This window comes from Fibrobacter sp. UWR2 (assembly GCF_002210285.1).
Lineage (GTDB): Bacteria > Fibrobacterota > Fibrobacteria > Fibrobacterales > Fibrobacteraceae > Fibrobacter.
On sequence record NZ_MWQE01000008.1, the window covers coordinates 1 to 15,834 of the forward strand.

Annotated in this window: 15 protein-coding genes and 1 pseudogene; 7 read left to right on the forward strand and 9 right to left on the reverse strand. The window is 52.7% G+C overall.

Annotated elements, in window-relative coordinates; translation table 11 throughout:
• Window positions 1-135 precede the first annotated feature (135 nt).
• The 3 genes and pseudogenes from B7994_RS10620 to B7994_RS10630 form a co-directional block, all read right to left on the reverse strand.
• Window positions 136-333, reverse strand: a pseudogene (locus B7994_RS10620) (alpha/beta hydrolase); the annotation flags it as partial.
• Window positions 334-384: 51 nt separating this feature from the next.
• Entirely contained in the window at window positions 385-1,449 is a 1,065-nt protein-coding gene (locus tag B7994_RS10625) for a fibrobacter succinogenes major paralogous domain-containing protein (RefSeq protein ID WP_088638443.1), read from the reverse strand.
• Window positions 1,450-1,528: 79 nt separating this feature from the next.
• Window positions 1,529-2,239, reverse strand: coding sequence for an SDR family NAD(P)-dependent oxidoreductase (locus tag B7994_RS10630; protein ID WP_088638444.1), 711 nt, complete (start codon window positions 2,237-2,239; stop codon window positions 1,529-1,531).
• A gap of 81 nt (window positions 2,240-2,320) precedes the next feature.
• Here B7994_RS10630 and B7994_RS10635 point away from each other — a divergent pair, with 81 nt between their 5' ends.
• Entirely contained in the window at window positions 2,321-2,851 is a 531-nt protein-coding gene (locus B7994_RS10635; protein ID WP_088638445.1) for an N-acetyltransferase, read from the forward strand.
• Between the two features lie 2 nt (window positions 2,852-2,853).
• On the opposite strand, the gene B7994_RS10640 is transcribed toward B7994_RS10635, so the two are convergent.
• Window positions 2,854-3,843, reverse strand: a complete 990-nt coding sequence (locus B7994_RS10640; protein WP_088638446.1) for a guanosine polyphosphate pyrophosphohydrolase — start codon at window positions 3,841-3,843, stop codon at window positions 2,854-2,856.
• Between the two features lie 239 nt (window positions 3,844-4,082).
• Between B7994_RS10640 and B7994_RS10645 the strand changes: the two genes are divergently transcribed.
• Together B7994_RS10645 and B7994_RS10650 are read left to right on the forward strand one after the other, a co-directional pair.
• Complete coding sequence (locus B7994_RS10645; RefSeq protein WP_088638447.1) at window positions 4,083-4,370, forward strand: hypothetical protein; 288 nt, start codon at window positions 4,083-4,085, stop codon at window positions 4,368-4,370.
• Between the two features lie 10 nt (window positions 4,371-4,380).
• Window positions 4,381-5,487, forward strand: a complete 1,107-nt coding sequence (locus tag B7994_RS10650; protein ID WP_088638448.1) for an iron-containing alcohol dehydrogenase family protein — start codon at window positions 4,381-4,383, stop codon at window positions 5,485-5,487.
• A gap of 72 nt (window positions 5,488-5,559) precedes the next feature.
• Here the strand turns inward: B7994_RS10650 and B7994_RS10655 are convergent, their stop codons facing one another.
• Window positions 5,560-6,384 carry a carbohydrate binding domain-containing protein gene (locus B7994_RS10655; RefSeq protein ID WP_158213137.1) on the reverse strand — a complete coding sequence of 275 codons (825 nt, stop codon included), beginning with the start codon at window positions 6,382-6,384 and terminating at the stop codon, window positions 5,560-5,562.
• A 161-nt stretch (window positions 6,385-6,545) separates the two neighbouring features.
• Between B7994_RS10655 and B7994_RS10660 the strand changes: the two genes are divergently transcribed.
• Window positions 6,546-7,427, forward strand: a complete 882-nt coding sequence (locus B7994_RS10660) for a hypothetical protein (protein WP_088638450.1) — start codon at window positions 6,546-6,548, stop codon at window positions 7,425-7,427.
• Window positions 7,428-7,452: 25 nt separating this feature from the next.
• On the opposite strand, the gene B7994_RS10665 is transcribed toward B7994_RS10660, so the two are convergent.
• Window positions 7,453-8,067, reverse strand: a complete 615-nt coding sequence (locus tag B7994_RS10665) for a hypothetical protein (RefSeq protein WP_088638451.1) — start codon at window positions 8,065-8,067, stop codon at window positions 7,453-7,455.
• 150 nt (window positions 8,068-8,217) lie between these two features.
• On the opposite strand from B7994_RS10665, the gene fliB reads away from it, so the two are divergent.
• Window positions 8,218-9,216, forward strand: a complete 999-nt coding sequence (gene fliB, locus B7994_RS10670; RefSeq protein WP_088638452.1) for a flagellin lysine-N-methylase — start codon at window positions 8,218-8,220, stop codon at window positions 9,214-9,216.
• On the opposite strand, the gene B7994_RS10675 is transcribed toward fliB, so the two are convergent.
• Window positions 9,213-10,031 (reverse strand): hypothetical protein, encoded by an 819-nt coding sequence (locus tag B7994_RS10675; protein ID WP_144063854.1) that lies wholly within the window; start codon window positions 10,029-10,031, stop codon window positions 9,213-9,215. The genes fliB and B7994_RS10675 overlap by 4 nt on opposite strands.
• 435 nt (window positions 10,032-10,466) lie before the next feature.
• Complete coding sequence (locus tag B7994_RS10680; protein ID WP_088638454.1) at window positions 10,467-12,863, reverse strand: Tex family protein; 2,397 nt, start codon at window positions 12,861-12,863, stop codon at window positions 10,467-10,469.
• Window positions 12,864-13,171: 308 nt separating this feature from the next.
• Here B7994_RS10680 and B7994_RS10685 point away from each other — a divergent pair, with 308 nt between their 5' ends.
• The gene (locus B7994_RS10685; RefSeq protein ID WP_088638455.1) at window positions 13,172-13,519 is read left to right on the forward strand and encodes a hypothetical protein; all 348 of its coding nucleotides are present in this window, start codon (window positions 13,172-13,174) and stop codon (window positions 13,517-13,519) included.
• Here B7994_RS10685 and B7994_RS10690 read toward each other — a convergent pair.
• Window positions 13,510-14,376, reverse strand: a complete 867-nt coding sequence (locus tag B7994_RS10690) for a lysophospholipid acyltransferase family protein (protein ID WP_088638456.1) — start codon at window positions 14,374-14,376, stop codon at window positions 13,510-13,512. The two genes, B7994_RS10685 and B7994_RS10690, sit on opposite strands and share 10 nt — an antisense overlap.
• Before the next feature lie 116 nt (window positions 14,377-14,492).
• Here B7994_RS10690 and nhaA point away from each other — a divergent pair, with 116 nt between their 5' ends.
• Window positions 14,493-15,833 carry a Na+/H+ antiporter NhaA gene (gene nhaA / locus B7994_RS10695; RefSeq protein WP_088638457.1) on the forward strand — a complete coding sequence of 447 codons (1,341 nt, stop codon included), beginning with the start codon at window positions 14,493-14,495 and terminating at the stop codon, window positions 15,831-15,833.
• The last annotated feature ends 1 nt before the right edge of the window (window position 15,834 follow it).

Here is a 15,834-nt window from a genome sequence, read left to right on the forward strand (position 1 = left end):
GTGGCCATGCGCACTAGGCAACAAGTTGCCAAGTGCTGTCCGCCAGGATGACAGCACAAGAAACTTCTTCATAAACGCCCCCCACTAAAGTTCATTCAATGAAAATATAATTTATTCAACAACCTTCAATAGATTTTATTTTAGAATCCACTTGTCCAGAAAGGCCATCTGCTCGGCGGTGTGGAACCAGTGTTCGCCGCCGTCCATTACGGTCAGGGGCGCGCCGATTTTCCGGGCGAATTCGCGCATCGTTTCTAGCGAAGTCAAGTTGTCATTCGAGCCGTACAGAATTCTTGTCGGGACGCGCCATTCGATCGGATTTTCACACACGTAGTCAGCGTTCCCGCCCTTCCCGTGCACGTAAATGACAAGGGGTTTCATTCGCTATTTGTTCTTTATGCAGCGAACTGAACTCCCGCCGTGCTTGTAGGCGAAGTCCAGGAACGTATTCTCTTTATCGTAGTCTATGCCCAGGTGTTCGGCATAGTCGGCATCGAATCCTGTGGCACTCCAGAAGTAGGCCCCATTGCCCGCGAGATAGAAATCATAGAGTGGAGCCCATCCGCCGACGGGCAATGCGGAAAAGCCGAATGCATCTGTACCATTTTTGCTTTCGGCCCAGCCGCTCTGGGATTTGAGGACATTGCTTGCGGTAGATTGCCCGCCCATCACCGTGAGCAGGGTTCCAAACTCCGCCTTGCTCGGCAAGTGCCAGCCCGGCGGACAAATCCCGTACACAGTGTCGGGCAAGGCGCATTTTTTGCCATCGCCGCAATCCTGCGGATTCTTGGTATCGGTAGCCAGTTTTACGGAATCGATTGCTGCAGCCCAGGTGTAAAGGCGGCCAGCCACGTCGCATTTTTTCGGCTCATTGTCGTAGCACCAAGACCAATCATATTTATCCTCACCCGAACCTCCTTGACCTGGGTCAAAGTTCAGGTTTTCTGCCATCCACACTTGGTCGCCAATCTTCACCGTCCTGTAAACCTTGCCATCACGGCTATCGGTCATGGCGCCATAGTCAATATCAGGGTTAAAGCGGCATTCCTTCGGCACATCCCAGCTCCAGCCCGTTTCGCCTTCCAGAAGCGCCGAACAATTTACCTTGTCCACGCTGCTGCTAGATTCCGAGGCAGAGTTCGGAATGGCGGAAGAAGAACTATTCACGCTGCTGCTGGATTCCGAGGCGGAGCCCGGAATGGCGGAGGAAGAGCTGTTCACGCTGCTGCTGGATTCCGAGGCGGAGCCCGGAATGGCGGACGAGGAAGACTCCCCGCGTTCAAAAGAAGACGGCTCGTCGCTCGGCACGGCAGATGCCGACGAGCTGCAGTCGTCTCCACACGCTACGAGTGCTAGCGTCAAGGGCAACAAGAGTGTGGTCAGGGACGGCCACCACGCTTTGTTCGTGGCAGGCTTTGCCTTACGGCTCCTCGCAATGACGTTTCGCATAAGAACTCCTTCGCCTCAACGGCCTGGTACTCTACTGAAATATAACCTTTCCTACCCCACTTGTCCAGAAAGTGCGGCTTTACCCTTCCAATTTCCAGCCGCAGTCGTTGTGGTAAATCATCTGGCGGGTCATGCCGCCGTCGATGCAGATGTTTTCGCCGGTAATAAAGCCGGCCTTGTCGCTCGCGAGGTAAAGTACCATGTTCGCGATGTCAAGCGGGTTACCGACGCGGCCTGCGGGCTGTTGCGTGGCATCGGGGCCTTCGTAGACCTTGAAATCCGTATCGATCCAGCCCGGCGAAATCGAGTTCACACGCACACGGCCCGCAAAGCTCACGGCAAGCGCATGCGTGAGGGCTGCGATCCCGCCCTTCGCCGCCGTATAGCTTTCAGTTTGCGGTTGGCTCATGCGGTCGCGACTTGAAGAAATGTTCACGATGCTTGCGCCTTTCGCAAAATGCGGAGCGAAAAGTTTCGCGAGGTAGAACGGGGCCGTCACGCCGACAGCCAGCGCGTAGCTGAATTCCTCGTAGCTGCACTCGTCAATGCCCTTCATCAGCGGGAGCGCGTTATTCACCAGCACATCCACGTGCCCGTACTTTTCGATAACGAACTGCGCGAACTTTTCGAGGACTTCCTTCTTGGAGAGGTCCCCCACAAAGCAGGGATTCTCGCAGATGTCAATATACGCGACTTTCGCCCCCTCTTTCTCAAATTCACTCACGACGGTCGCACCGATTCCGTGCGCCCCGCCTGTCACCACGACCACCTTGTTTTCAAACGATTTCATGTGGATAAATATACACTAAAACGCACAGAAGCCTGCGCCCCTGCTTGACGCACGCGCCTTTTTATCCTATCCTTTCTGCCGATGCTCCAGTATTTCGAAGTCACAAAGAAATCTCCGTGGTTGCCGCAGGTCAAGGTGCTGTACGAATCGGCGTTCCCGGCAAACGAACGAATCCCGATCAAGCATTTACTCGACGACAAAATCAAGCGGGAATTTTGGACATTTTTCGACAAAGATACGTTCTGCGGGTTTTCAAATTCCATTTCGCACGGAGACATCACAAACATCGTCTACTTTGCGGTTGTGCCAGAACTGCGTTGCCGCGGGTACGGCTCGCAAATTTTGCAAGCCATCCGCGAAAAGCATCCGGACTCCCGCATCGTCGTCGATATTGAAGTCGAAGAAGATTCCAAGGACGCCGAAGAACTCGAACGCCGAAACCGCCGCCGCGAATTTTACCAGCGCAACGGCTTTGACGCCGCCCCCGTCGAATACCACTGGCAGGGCGAGCACTACCGCCTACTTTCCGCCGGCGGCACCGTCACCGACAAAGAATTCCGCGATTTCTGGAAAGAAATCCTCAAGGACATTCCCGGCGCGAAATATCCGTAGTTTTAATCAATCAAGTCGTTCTGGAATCTTGACAGGTGTTCAAACGGCAAGATTTGCCGGCCTCTGAACAGCCCGCAGCCATCGTTGATTAGCTGGTTGTTGATGGCCTTGAACATGTTCACGTCGATTTTCGCAAGGTCAATCCCCTGCAATTTCACCAGGCGTTCATACGCCTCGTCAAAGTAGACGCACTCGCCGCTCGGAATCTGGTCGTGCTTGGAGCGCCGTTCCTCTTGCGACTTTTCGTAGCCAAAGTGGTTCGCCTCGCCTATCTCGGCATAATCGTCCATGTCCTTCGTACGCAATTGCACTTCCGTATAGCAGCGCGCAAGGTTGTCGTAGAACGTGATGTGCAAAGACTGGTAACCCGAACTCCTGGGAGTCGCCACCGAATCATGGTAATACGGCCTCACGGAATCCTTTAGCAAGTCGGAATGCCCGCTGTCATCCAGGTGCTTGAAAATCTCTGCCGAAAAGCCACGCTCTTCGAGGAACTCGGGCAACGCATTCGCAATCTCGTACAGGTATTTCCGTTCCACCTCGCTCCGGTCATCGCCCTTCTTGATATGGCAAACAGGCATCGAGATAACGATACGGTACGCAATCAGGTCTCGGAAATTCAGCTTGCTCTTGATTTCAGCTTCGGACGGGAATGCGCCATTCTTCTTGTAATAGTTGTAGATGAATTCAAGGATATAGCCGTTGAACTTTTCTTCGGCACGGATCAGGGACTTGATGCGTCCCTTGAACGTGAACGCAAGGAAGGGATACTCCCTTGTCATAAACTTGTAGAATTCCTTTATGCGCTGGGACTGCGAGGTCAAGAAGTCGTTGTGTTCCAGCAGTTCGATAATCTGAATCAGAAAATTCGAGTGAGCGAGGTCAATATTGTTGCGCGTTTCTTTCGCGCTGTTCCTGAGGTCGTTCGAATACTGGTGAAGAATCTTCAGCACCGTGTTTCCAGAGAACAGATAGTCGTTCAAGCAAATCATCTTAAGCCTCCGTATCGGGGTTTACAAGGCGAAATATAAAAACGTTTTTCGCCCGTCACAGCGGATAAAGCACCTTAAAAATTTTTCTTACAAAACACTTTACACGGGATGAAAAGCACAACAAACGCTTTTACATTTTATTCATAGAATTACATGCAAGTCCGCAAAATAATGTATATTCAAGACAAGACTTATCGTAGTTCTTTATGCGCGGGGAAAAAAATATTTCGTATATACTTATGAAGAAATTGAAATACACATTGATTGTTCTCTTGCTAGTCGTATCATATATTGGCTCGTTCCTATTCTTTTATATTCCAAATCAAAGACTTGGAATTCTCACCCCTCTTTTCTTCGCAACCACTGCATGGGCGTTTTCTGTTGCTTTTTTGAGTATAATGATTTACGCTGCGGTTACAGGACGATTAAGAAAAAAGAAATCATTTTGCCAATCGCTTCAGGATTATATCGCGACACCACCAGAAACAGATGAATTTGACAATTCGTTGAAAACCATGAAGAAATAAGGATCTTTCTATGCGTTTCTACGTACCCACGGATATCTACGTTGAAAAGGACTGCGTGAAGAACCACGCGCAAAACTTGCTTGCGATTGGAAAGCGCGCATTCATCATGACGGGCAGAACTTCTGCCAAGAAGAACGGCTCCTTGAACGATGTCACCGCCGTTCTGGAAGCTGGCCACGTGCCGTACCAGGTTTTTGACCAGGTCGAAGAAAATCCGTCTACCGATACCGTAGGGAACGCAGCAAAACAAGCCCGCGATTTCGGCGCCGACTACATCATCGGCATCGGGGGCGGCTCCGCCATCGACGCGGCAAAGGCAGCCGCACTACTGCTTGCGAACCCGAATCTTATCGCGGACAACTTGCACAAGGCTCCCGAAAAGCCGCTCGGCCACGTGCCTGTCGTCGCCGTACCGACTACATGCGGAACAGGTTCCGAGGCAACGCCGGTCGCCATCATCACGAACCACAAGATTCAACTGAAGAAGAGCATCCCGCACAAGATTTTCCCGGCGCTCGCGCTTGTCGATGGCAAGTATCTCGCCTCGGCCAAGAAGACGCTGATTATCAACACCGCGGTTGACGCGCTCGCCCACATGGTCGAAAGCATCCTGAATGTCTATTCCAACACATTCAACCGCATGTGCCCAGAATACGGCCTCAAGCTCTGGGGCGAATTCAAGGACGCGCTCCTCTCCGACTCCCCCGTCGACGAAAGCCTTTACGAAAAGCTCATGCTCACCTCGACTATTGCGGGCATGTCCATCGCACACACGAGCACCTCCGTACCGCACGGCATGAGTTACGACCTCACACTCCATCAGGGCGTGCCGCACGGCCCCGCCGTCGGATACTTCCTTGCCGCCTACGTGGAAATCTGCGAAAAGAAGGTTTCCGAAGATGTCCGAAAGATTCTCGCACTTTTAGGCCTCAAAAGCACCGCCGATTTCACACAAATGCTCGAGAATCTCATCGGCAAATGCAAGGTTTCCAACGAAATGCGCGACCAGTTCGCTGCCGCCATGAAGTCGAACCGTTCCAAGCTCGACCTCGTCCCCGGCGGAATCACACCCGAGGAAGTTGACTATATTTATGACAAGTCCCTAATCGTGGAATAAAAAAAAGAATCCCCAAGAGCAATATGCTCTCGGGGATTTTGAGTTGGAGAGGCTCTTCTTTGTCAGTTCCAGTTACTTCACAGGGAAAATCCTGCTGAAGTCGCCGATCTTTACAACATACAGGCCCTTGTCAAGATTCATCGCATTCAGTTGCGCCTGAACCTCGCCCATGTAAGTTGCCTTCAGTTTGCACACGAACACGCCCTTCATGTTGTAAACGCTGAACGTCTTTTCGCCAGCCTGCAGTAGCACCTTGCCAGCAATAGAACTCGGGGGTTCGACCTTATCTATCTTAGTCAATACCACATTGTCAATAAACACGCTGCCCGTAGCAAGACCCGCATTGATGGAAATACGGCCATTCTCGTCGGTAGGCTCATTCATGGTGAACTGGATTTCAAAAGTCTGCTTTGTGGTGGTAAGGTCGAAGGTCTTCGCTTCGCCCAAATAGCTGGTCCACGGGTCGGTATCCTTCTCGAGATTCACTTCGAGAGTCCTTGCTACGGATGCGTACGCATCAAAGGTCAACTTATAGCTTTGGCCATTCTCGTAATGCATACCGTTCTGAATCATTTGGACATCGTAGGCGTTCGAGCCCACCTTGGTCACACTGATTTCCGCCTTGCCATCGGTGAACTTCAGGGAGCCTTCGCCACTATGGTCGCTCAGAGTCCACCCAGCAAGCTTCAGCGAATCCGAGAACGAGCCATTGAAAACGGTATCCCTGTTGGTCGGGACCTCAATAGGAGCAGATACTCCATCCAGCGAGAACATCTTCACAAAGTTCCAGATATCCGAAACAGAGACCTTCTTGTAGTCGTTGATGGATTTTCCACCACCACCCCACTGAGCGAACGACAGCGTCGCTACAACAAAAAGCAGTAATAGAGTTCTCATATCCAAGAAAATTACGTTCACCATACACTCCATACATACCGGTGTAAAGGCCTACAACGGAGAAATCAGGCAAAAAAGCATAAAAAACGCAATCTTCTGAAATTTTCGCTTGTAAAAAAATGGTTGCGATTTATATTTAGGGCAGAATAGCGAAACACGAAATGAGTATCTACTACCACCTTCCCGGACTATTCGAATTCTACGACCTGTACAAGGCCTTTTTGCCGCTTTGGCGCAATCACCGCGAATTCTTTTATGACTGGTGCGAAATCGGTTCCATTTACGGTGCCCCCGGCGACTGCATCTGGGGCGGCGGCCGAGTAGGTTTCGGAGACGCAGAACCAAAGGCTGTAGCGGCACTCATGGAGGAATTCGGAATTTCGGCACGCCTCACTTTCAGCAATTCCCTGCTCCGCAAAGAGCACCTGGCCGACACCCGGTGCAACGAGTTGTGTTCGATTTTTGAAAAGGGGGGCGGAGTCATCGTCCATTCCGACCTACTACTCGATTACCTCATAGCAAAATATCCCGGCTTTTATTTCGTTTCCTCGACAACGAAGGTGCTGACGGACTTCGAGCAATTTCGGGCGGAACTGAACCGGGACGAATTCAGCTATGTCGTTCCTGACTTCAGGCTCAACAAGCAGCTCGACAAGTTAGAAACGCTCACGCTCGCCCAAAAACAAAAAGTCGAATTCCTGTGCAATGAATGTTGCTGGTTCGGCTGTTACGACCGCAAGAACTGCTACAGGAACGTGAGCCAGAAATGCCTCGGCGAAGATTGCGCCGACCATGTCTGCGTCTCGAGTACAGCACAAAAAGGCTACCGTTTTTCCGAAGCCATGAAGAACCCCGGATTTATCGGAATAGAGGATATCCAGAACACCTATGCGCCGGCTGGATTCCATCACTTTAAGATCGAGGGGCGCAGCCTCGGCAGCGCCATCGTCCTGGAATTTCTGCTTTACTACATGACAAAGCCGGAATTCCAGCTCAAGGTTCGCGAAGAAATATACCTAGACAGTTCGCTGGACCTGTTCTAGAGGCTATCATGACCGGAAGGAGGCGCTAGAACAAGCGGAAAACGGCGTTCAGCGAGAATGTCATGCGCGCGTCGCAACCGCGGACCACGGCAAAATCCACCGGATAGAACTCCACTCCGAAACGCTTGCCCGAAGTGCGCCACGAAATACCGAGATTCGAGCGGAACATGAAGGATTCAAAGTAGTAGTCGTTATTGTCCTCGTCACTTACTCGCTCGTAGGCATAAATCCTGTCGCCCTTCTCATCGAATACAACTATCGGCACGAACCGATCCCAGTAAAGGTCTTCCACCGTCCCCTCTTCCCAGTGCACCAAGAACATAAAGTTGCTAACCAGGCTAAAGTGCGTGCTGAGCGGAATATTCAGGTTGAGAAACACGCCCTCGGACAGTTCCTCGAAATTATAGTTCACGCAGTCTTCGCACATCGATAAATCCTTACCGACCTCAAGCATCGCACCGACCCCCAGATAGGGCGTTATCGGCTTCACGAGCGAGAGCGACCAGCCATACATTGTCGCCCCCTGCCAGCCACCGAGTGCGGGGCCCGTCTTGATATCGAACGTTTTCCAAGAAAAATCAGATGCGGCCGCAAACGACGCGAAAAAGACCAGAATAAAAGAAATCAGTTTCATTTTCATGGTTATTCTCCTTTCGAGAATAAAATAGATATACAGCGAGCCCAAAAGAAGGGGCAAATTAATGGAAAAGGTATTTTTTTTCACGATTATCAGAAAAAAGCCCGACCAATGAAACTCCCTGTTTCATATAGTGCAAGCCTGCATAAAATAATGTATATTAGCCGGCAGGTCTACAAGATGATTCTCCGCAAGCCCGATTTCTACGACAAGTTCAAGTGCATCGCTTCACGGTGCACGGACACCTGCTGTGTCGGGTGGGAAATCGACGTAGACGAGGCATCGCAAGAAGCCTACCGCAAGGTCGCGGGGACATTCGGCGACAAGCTCCGCGCCAACATCGAGGATGGCCATTTCAAGCTGCTCCCCCATGACCGCTGCCCATTCCTGGACGCAAACAACCTCTGCGAAATATATGCAAACCTTGGCGAGGGCGCACTCTGCGACATCTGCCGCGAGCACCCTCGATTCGTAGAAGTGTACGGCGATATCATGGAACGTGGCCTCGGGCTCTGCTGCGAAGAGGCAGCAAGGCTTTTGCTCGAAGGCGAAGGCCCGCTCGCATTCACGACCAAGGAATGCGACGAACCCGAAGACGAAATCGACGAGGAAGACCGCGAAATCCGGGACCAGGTCCTCTGCGAGCGGGAAAAGTTTTTCACGGCGCTTGCTGACAGCACAATTCCTCTCAGCGAAAGAGTCCTGCAGGTATTCGGCTACAAGGGAGACAACGTCTTCGCACCGTTCAACGATGCAAGAGAGATATACGCACTCCTCGAGAAGACCGAAAGTTTCGGCCCCGCATGGGACGACACCCTTTCACGAATCAAGGTCCGCATCGAAACCTCTGGCAGCATAATGCAGAACGACGCATCAGCGAAAAACGCCACCGCTTTTCAGGGCGAAAGCGATTTCACGGATAACGAAAGCGCAAGGCTTCTCGCCTACCTCATCTACCGGCACTACGCCAAATGCCTTTTCGACGGACGTGAACAAGGCAAACTCCAATTTGCGCTATTCTTCTGGAACGCGGCAAGGCTATTTACCAAGGAATTTGGGGGCAAGGTAAACGCCATCAAGATGCTTTCCAGGCAACTGGAATATTCCGACGAGAATATGGAAATTCTTGAAAGTGCTCTAGACAGTCTCTAGGAAATTTTCCGAAGGGTAAACACGACAGAAGAGGGCTTCCCCTGTTCATCCTTCTCCACAAGGATAAACGAGAGTTGGCACCTGCCATGCAGTTTTCCCATACATTCCCTATAGATCATGCTTTCCTTTTCAAGGCGAGCCGGAAGTGTACTCAAATCCAGGAACTCCAGCATCTGCTGTTTATCCTCATTTTCCACAAGAGCAAATACGCCACGCTCGATATTGGCCGCCAGCCCATCCTCATCGTGAACGACATCGGACACAAAACGGTCACGCTGGACAACCTCATAGTTCATTGTTTTGAGGTCTATCACATAGACACACTGGTACAGGGACGTAACGGCGCGAGTAACGCGATCCTTATGTTCCTCGTCCCGATACTTCTTGTCGAGAACAATGTTGCTGGTATAAATGCTCCTGAAATGGTTCGATATACGATTACACAGGTAGTAGCCAGCGACACCTATTGCAATCGATTCAATCGTATATCCGCCCATCACACCCAAGAACCATTCCAGCGGTTCGTGCAGATCGTTACGCAGACTAAACCTGAAATCGCTAACGGCAGCATTCGATACGAGAATCATCACATAATTCATCACGACACTTATGATGTAGATTCGCCGTTCGCAATAGAACAAACTTACCATCGGCACAAGTGCATATGTGATATACACGCCCACATGTGCAACACACATGAACATCAGCACCAGCATGAACCCGATAAGCCCCCAGAACACCGTAATCATATTCATGGGATAGTACTTGTTCAGGAACTGTTGGCCATATGACAGCAAAACAAGTATAATAGTCACACAGAGGCATGCAATGTACGATACATCGCAGTACCCCAAAAAGCGATCGAGAGCAATGGCTGGTCCAGCAAACGCGCAAAACAGAAGAATCCGCGACATGGATTCGTTCATGGAACGGCGGTTCCTGAGTAGAAAAGTTTCGTATTGGCTTTTGCGGCCTTGTTCTTCCATAGATATACCCAAACTTTCCCCCTAACTCCGATATAAGATAAAATAACAAAAATTGCAGCCAAATGAAATAGCCGCAACTTTATTGTAAGAATTAAGTTAGATAGAATTTGGGAAGGCTACCTGCCTTTGCGCTGCGTAGCAGCGCAAGGCTTGGCTCAACTATCGTCCTTGGCGCCGTGGGCTACCTGCCTTGGCGCTGCTTCGCAGCGCAAGGCACTGTAGATTTGCCAATGTCGGAACGCAAGCGTTCCGCCGCTGTCAAATCTACCTGCCTTTTTTCATCTGCTTCAGGAGGGCGCTCATTTTCGGGGGCTGGGCAACCACGTTCTTCTTGGGAGCAAAACCCGGGCGGTCCTTGCCCGCAATCTTGTTCTTCAAGTCAGCGATGGTTGCGTGGCCCTGGATGCCACCCTGCGGGCGACCACCACGGTCATCACGACGGCCACCGAAGTTGCCACGCGGGCCACCAACACGCTGGCCGCGCGGGCCACTTGCGCCAGCACCTGCCACTCCGTCGGTAGATTCCTGCTTCATCGAAAGGCTGATACGCTTCTGGTTCGCATCTACGGCAACCACGCGCACCTTCACGACGTCGCCCACAGTGAGGACTTCCTTCGCGTCGGTCACGTACTTGTCGCTGATTTCAGAAATGTGAACGAGGCCATCCTGGTGAACGCCGATATCCACAAAGGCACCGAAGTTCGCCACGTTCGTGACCACGCCTTCCATCCAGCTGCCCGTAACCAGGTCGTTGATGGTCTTGATGCGGTCGTCAAACTTCGCGTAGCGGAATTCCTTACGCGGGTCGCGGCTCGGCTTCTGGAGTTCCTTCATGATATCGTCGAGAGTAGCCTTACCGACTTCGTCGGAGAGGAACTCATCAATCTTGATAGCCTTCACCGCTTCGGCATTGCCCACGATTTCCTTCACGGGGACGCCGACCTTCTCGGCCATCTTTTCGACAAGCGCATAGTTTTCGGGGTGAACCGCAGAATCGTCCAGCGGGTTTTCGGCACCCGGAATGCGCATGAAGCCAGCAGCCTGTTCGAAGGCCTTCGGACCGAAGCCCTTCACCTTCTTCAGGTCTTCGCGGCTGGCAAACGCGCCGTTATCTTCGCGGTACTTCACGATAGCTTCCGAAAGCGTATTGCTGAGGCCTGCCACATGAGAGAGCAGCGGAGCGGAAGCGCTGTTCACGTCGACACCGACCATGTTCACGCAGCTTTCCACCACTTCGTCGAGGCGCTTCTTGAGTTCACGCTGGTTCACGTCGTGCTGGTACTGGCCAACACCGATGGATTGCGGATCCACCTTCACGAGTTCGGCAAGCGGGTCCTGCAGGCGGCGGCCAATGGAAATAGCGCCGCGGGTCGTCACGTCTTCTTTCGGGAATTCCTGGATGGCAATCATGCTTGCACTGTAAACAGAAGCGCCGGCCTCGCTCACGATAACGCGCGGCGGAACCTTGCCCTTGAACTTGAGGGCCATCTCGCCACAGAAGGCGTCGGTCTCGCGGCTTGCTGTACCGTTACCGATGGCGATGAGGTCTATCTTGTACTTGTCGATAAGCTGCATCAGGTACACCGCAGCACCGGCCTTGTCGTTGTGCGGTTCGTGCGGCTTGATGATGCCGTGGTCGAGGAACTTGCCGTTCTCGTCGAGCACAGCCACCTTGCAGCCGGTACGGAAACCCGGGTCGAGCGCGAGCACGGACTTGTGGCCCGCAGGGGCAGCAAGAAGAACGTCCTGCAGGTTCTTGCTGAACACCTTGAAGGCTTCCTCTTCGGCGGCATCCTTCAACAGCAGGCGCACTTCGCTTTCCATGCTCGGCTGCAGCAGGCGTTCCCAGGCATCCTGGCACATGGCCTCCAGGTACGGAGTCCAGGTCGTCTCGCCCTTGATAATCTGGGTCTTGAGGTAGCCGACCATCTCTTCGTTCGGGACCTCGATAGTGAGGCGCAAGACCTTTTCCTTTTCGCCTCGGCGGAGCGCAAGCATGCGGTGGCTCGGGATCTTGCTAACCGGCTCGCTGAAGTCGTAGTAGTCCTTGAACTTCGTCTCCTGCTTCTCGAAATCCTTCTTGACCTTCGAGACCATCACGCCGGTCTTTTCCATCTTAGCACGGAGGTACTGGCGGAATTCGGTATTGTCAGCAACCTCTTCGGCAAGGATGTCGGCGGCACCCTTGAGGGCGGCCTTCGGGTCGGCAAGGCCCTTCTCCTCGGAGAGGTAGATACGGGCAATTTCTTCGGCGGTATTGCCGGTGTTTTCCTGTGCCCACATCAGGCGAGCCAGCGGTTCAAGACCGAGTTCCTTCGCGATGGTCGCGCGGGTGCGCTTCTTGGGCTTGTACGGAGCATAAATATCTTCGAGGAGGGTCTTGTCCTTGCAGGCCTCGATCTGCGCCTTCAGTTCCGGCGTCATCTTGCCTTGTTCCTCGATGCTCTTGATAATCGTTTCCTTGCGGTCGGTCAGTTCCTGGAGGTAGTCGCGACGGTGACTGATATCGCGCAGTTCAATTTCGTTAAGGGTTCCCGTCTGGTCCTTACGGTAACGGGCGATGAAGGGGACCGTGCCCCCCTGGTCCATGAGTTCAAGCGCCTTTGCCACGCGCCATACTTCGAGTTTCAGTTCTTCGGCGATAACTGCAGAAAAATCCATCTGATATTCCTACTTGTATAATCCGTTTCCGGATTTTAGGGTCATAAATGCCCTGGGTTGACACAAGCGGGCCCCGTGGTTGCCCGCACCCCCGTTCGGGGGTAAGCGGAATATAGCAAAAGAAAATGTCAGTTTTGTGACATAAATCAATGATTCTAAAACGGGCCCGGAACCTAGACTGCGGCAAGACCGCCCTATTTCGTTGAAAATCAACAAGTTACGCAACGAGCCGTATTTTTAGTAGAGAGGCTTTTCCGCCCGCTCCAAAAAAAACATATTTTAAAAGAAAGGTGTTTACGGAGGATGTGATGAGAAAAATACTTACCATTGCCGCATGCGCGTTCCTTGCAGGCTGCCTTGAACCCGAAACAAAAAAATCGCAGTCCATCTTTGATACCGACCTCGACTGGACCCGTGTAAAGTCCGTCAAGATCTTCCCCCTGGATCAAAAGAACACCGAAATTGACCGGTTTGGCGAGAGCACTGCAAGCGAAATCGACAGGGCACTCGGCGAAGGAATGCTGCACTGGATTACGGACTCGGTCTTTGTCCACGAATCCGCCAACCAGCTATTCGTCAAGGAATTCAAGCGCGACGAGCCCCGTCTCCACGAATTCCCGCGAGACAAGTTCATCTTTGAATTCATTCAGAAATAGATTTCGGGATTTTCAGAATAGAAACGCCGATGCGTGAAGCCGTACCACAGGGACGGGTTTTCCTTTATGCGCGTTTCGAGCCAGCAGTTGTAGGAATCGATTACCGGCGAGGGCGAGTTCTCGTTTGTCCGGAATTCCAGTTCCTCGGCATGGAGAATGCGACAGTTGCAAGATTCCTCGAGCCAGCACACATAAACAGGCGTCCCGGGGCGGTGCCGGAGCAAGAAATCCGGTAGCGGGTTCATGTTCGCGCTTTGCCCGAGAAACGCTCCCGGAAGAGCGCTCGTGATGCGGCTATCCTGGTCGGCAAGCAGGCAAAAAAGTTTACCCTCATCAAGCAGACGAACAAACTCCCGCGGAGTACGTGCGTCTATGCCGTAGGGACGACCGTCGACAGAGCGAATCCTGCAATCCAGGATACGGTTGAGCCATGCAGGCCTCACTGGGATGTAGCTTGCAACCAGCGGAATGCCGAGGCGACAGAGCCACGGACCAATCGCCTCGTAGTTCCCGAAATGCGCCGTAAGGAATAAGCCTCCCCTGCGCATCTTTTCGAGAACAGGTGCAGAACCATCTGCAAGGCAGAAATCCTGACCGCCCAGCCTGCAGGGGTATACTGCGGTATCAGCGGGCAATTTCTTGTATATTCCGAAACAGAAGAACAATTCACCCACATGCCTAGACAGATTGCAGAGCAGCCGGCGATACAGGCGCGGCAAATCGACTGGTTGCACCGAAGCGAGCGATACGTGGAGCAAGTTCGCAAAAACAGCCTTGCGCTTCCAGCCCGAAATGCGGAGCACGGCATAGATTACCAAACTAAATAGCGACGCCAAAAATTTATTTATTACGAACATTGCGCATACAATATACCATTTTAAGCGTTTCTATAGCAGGCGGAGCAGTCATCAAACAAAAAAATGATTATTTTAGTAGGGAAAGGCTGAATCATCAACCCTAATGTCAGGTAGCCATGTCTGCAAAAGTAACGAGTAGCGATAAAATTGAAGATCTGTTCCCGGAGACCCCCATCCGTAAAATCATCACGCCGATGGAACGGTTGATGAAGGTGGAGACCACTGGAGGCATCGTCCTTATCATCATGACGTTGGCAGCCCTCCTGTGGGCGAACCTGAGTCCGGAAACGTACCATCATTTCTGGCACATGCCGTTTGCGCTTACGATTGGCAGTTGGGTTGGCAGTGCAGACCTGCACTGGCTCATCAACGACGCGATGATGACGGTATTCTTCTTCAATATCGGTCTCGAAGTCAAGGGCGAAATGACCTACGGCGAACTCAGGAACCCGAAGGCAGCGAGCCTCCCGGTGATTGCGGCGGCGGGCGGCATGCTCTTCCCCGCCCTCATCTACCTGTTGCTCTGCCCGCATGGTGAAAACAGCGCCGCCCATGGATGGGGCGTACCGACGGCCACCGATATCGCTTTCGTGGTGGGCTGCATGGCCATCCTTGGCAAGAAGGTGCCGCATGCACTCCGCGTGATGATTTTGACTCTCGCCATCGCAGACGATATCGGCGCGATTCTCGTTATTGCCATCGGTTACCCGAGCGGTGACGGCATCAACTTTGCCGCTCTCGGGACCGGTTTTGCCCTGCTCATCCTCATCAACGTTCTCTTCCGTATCGGCGTACGCAACCTGCTCCTGCACGGCCTGATCGGCGTCTCGGTATGGGCGTTCTTCGTAAAGAGCGGCGTCCACCCGACAATCGCCGGCGTGCTGCTCGGGCTCTCCGTTCCGGCAAAGCCGGTCCTCGCAAAGGGCAGGCTCGCCCACTTTGCAGGCAGCGTAGGCGGAGCCCTTTCGGGCGAAGCGAAGGACCGCAACGAGCAATACGAGGTGTTCACGCTCCTCAAGCGCGGTGCACGCGAAAGTATCTCGATGCAGGAACGCTTCTTCAAGCCCCTCGTCCCGTGGGTGAACTTCTTCATCATGCCGCTGTTCGCACTCAGCAACGCGGGCGTCGAAATCAAGCTCGGCGGCGTGGAAGTCCCGGTAATGGGAGCAGTCGCACTCGCCCTCATCCTGGGCAAGCCCATCGGCATATTCCTGTTCAGCCTGCTCGCCGTCAAGATTGGCGTGTCGGTCAAGCCCAGCTACAGCTGGAAGGTCCTGTGGGGCGGCGGTATGCTCGCCGGTATCGGATTCACGATGGCCCTGTTTGTCGCAAACCTCGCATTCGACGTAGGCGACCGCCAGGACTCCGCAAAGCTCGGCATCTTGCTCGGCAGCTTCTGTGCGGCGATTCTCGGCACCATCTACATGAGCATCGTGTCGAAAGTAAAGCACGAGTAGG

Bases quoted from the DNA above. Each gene is read 5' to 3' on its own strand.
- B7994_RS10625 (WP_088638443.1), bottom strand. From the start codon at position 1,449: ATGCGAAACGTCATTGCGAGGAGCCGTAAGGCAAAGCCTGCCACGAAC.
- B7994_RS10630 (WP_088638444.1), bottom strand. From the start codon at position 2,239: ATGAAATCGTTTGAAAACAAGGTGGTCGTGGTGACAGGCGGGGCGCAC.
- B7994_RS10635 (WP_088638445.1), top strand. From the start codon at position 2,321: ATGCTCCAGTATTTCGAAGTCACAAAGAAATCTCCGTGGTTGCCGCAG.
- B7994_RS10640 (WP_088638446.1), bottom strand. From the start codon at position 3,843: ATGATTTGCTTGAACGACTATCTGTTCTCTGGAAACACGGTGCTGAAG.
- B7994_RS10645 (WP_088638447.1), top strand. From the start codon at position 4,083: ATGAAGAAATTGAAATACACATTGATTGTTCTCTTGCTAGTCGTATCA.
- B7994_RS10650 (WP_088638448.1), top strand. From the start codon at position 4,381: ATGCGTTTCTACGTACCCACGGATATCTACGTTGAAAAGGACTGCGTG.
- B7994_RS10655 (WP_158213137.1), bottom strand. From the start codon at position 6,384: ATGAGAACTCTATTACTGCTTTTTGTTGTAGCGACGCTGTCGTTCGCT.
- B7994_RS10660 (WP_088638450.1), top strand. From the start codon at position 6,546: ATGAGTATCTACTACCACCTTCCCGGACTATTCGAATTCTACGACCTG.
- B7994_RS10665 (WP_088638451.1), bottom strand. From the start codon at position 8,067: ATGAAAATGAAACTGATTTCTTTTATTCTGGTCTTTTTCGCGTCGTTT.
- fliB (WP_088638452.1), top strand. From the start codon at position 8,218: ATGTATATTAGCCGGCAGGTCTACAAGATGATTCTCCGCAAGCCCGAT.
- B7994_RS10680 (WP_088638454.1), bottom strand. From the start codon at position 12,863: ATGGATTTTTCTGCAGTTATCGCCGAAGAACTGAAACTCGAAGTATGG.
- B7994_RS10685 (WP_088638455.1), top strand. From the start codon at position 13,172: ATGAGAAAAATACTTACCATTGCCGCATGCGCGTTCCTTGCAGGCTGC.
- B7994_RS10690 (WP_088638456.1), bottom strand. From the start codon at position 14,376: ATGTTCGTAATAAATAAATTTTTGGCGTCGCTATTTAGTTTGGTAATC.
- nhaA (WP_088638457.1), top strand. From the start codon at position 14,493: ATGTCTGCAAAAGTAACGAGTAGCGATAAAATTGAAGATCTGTTCCCG.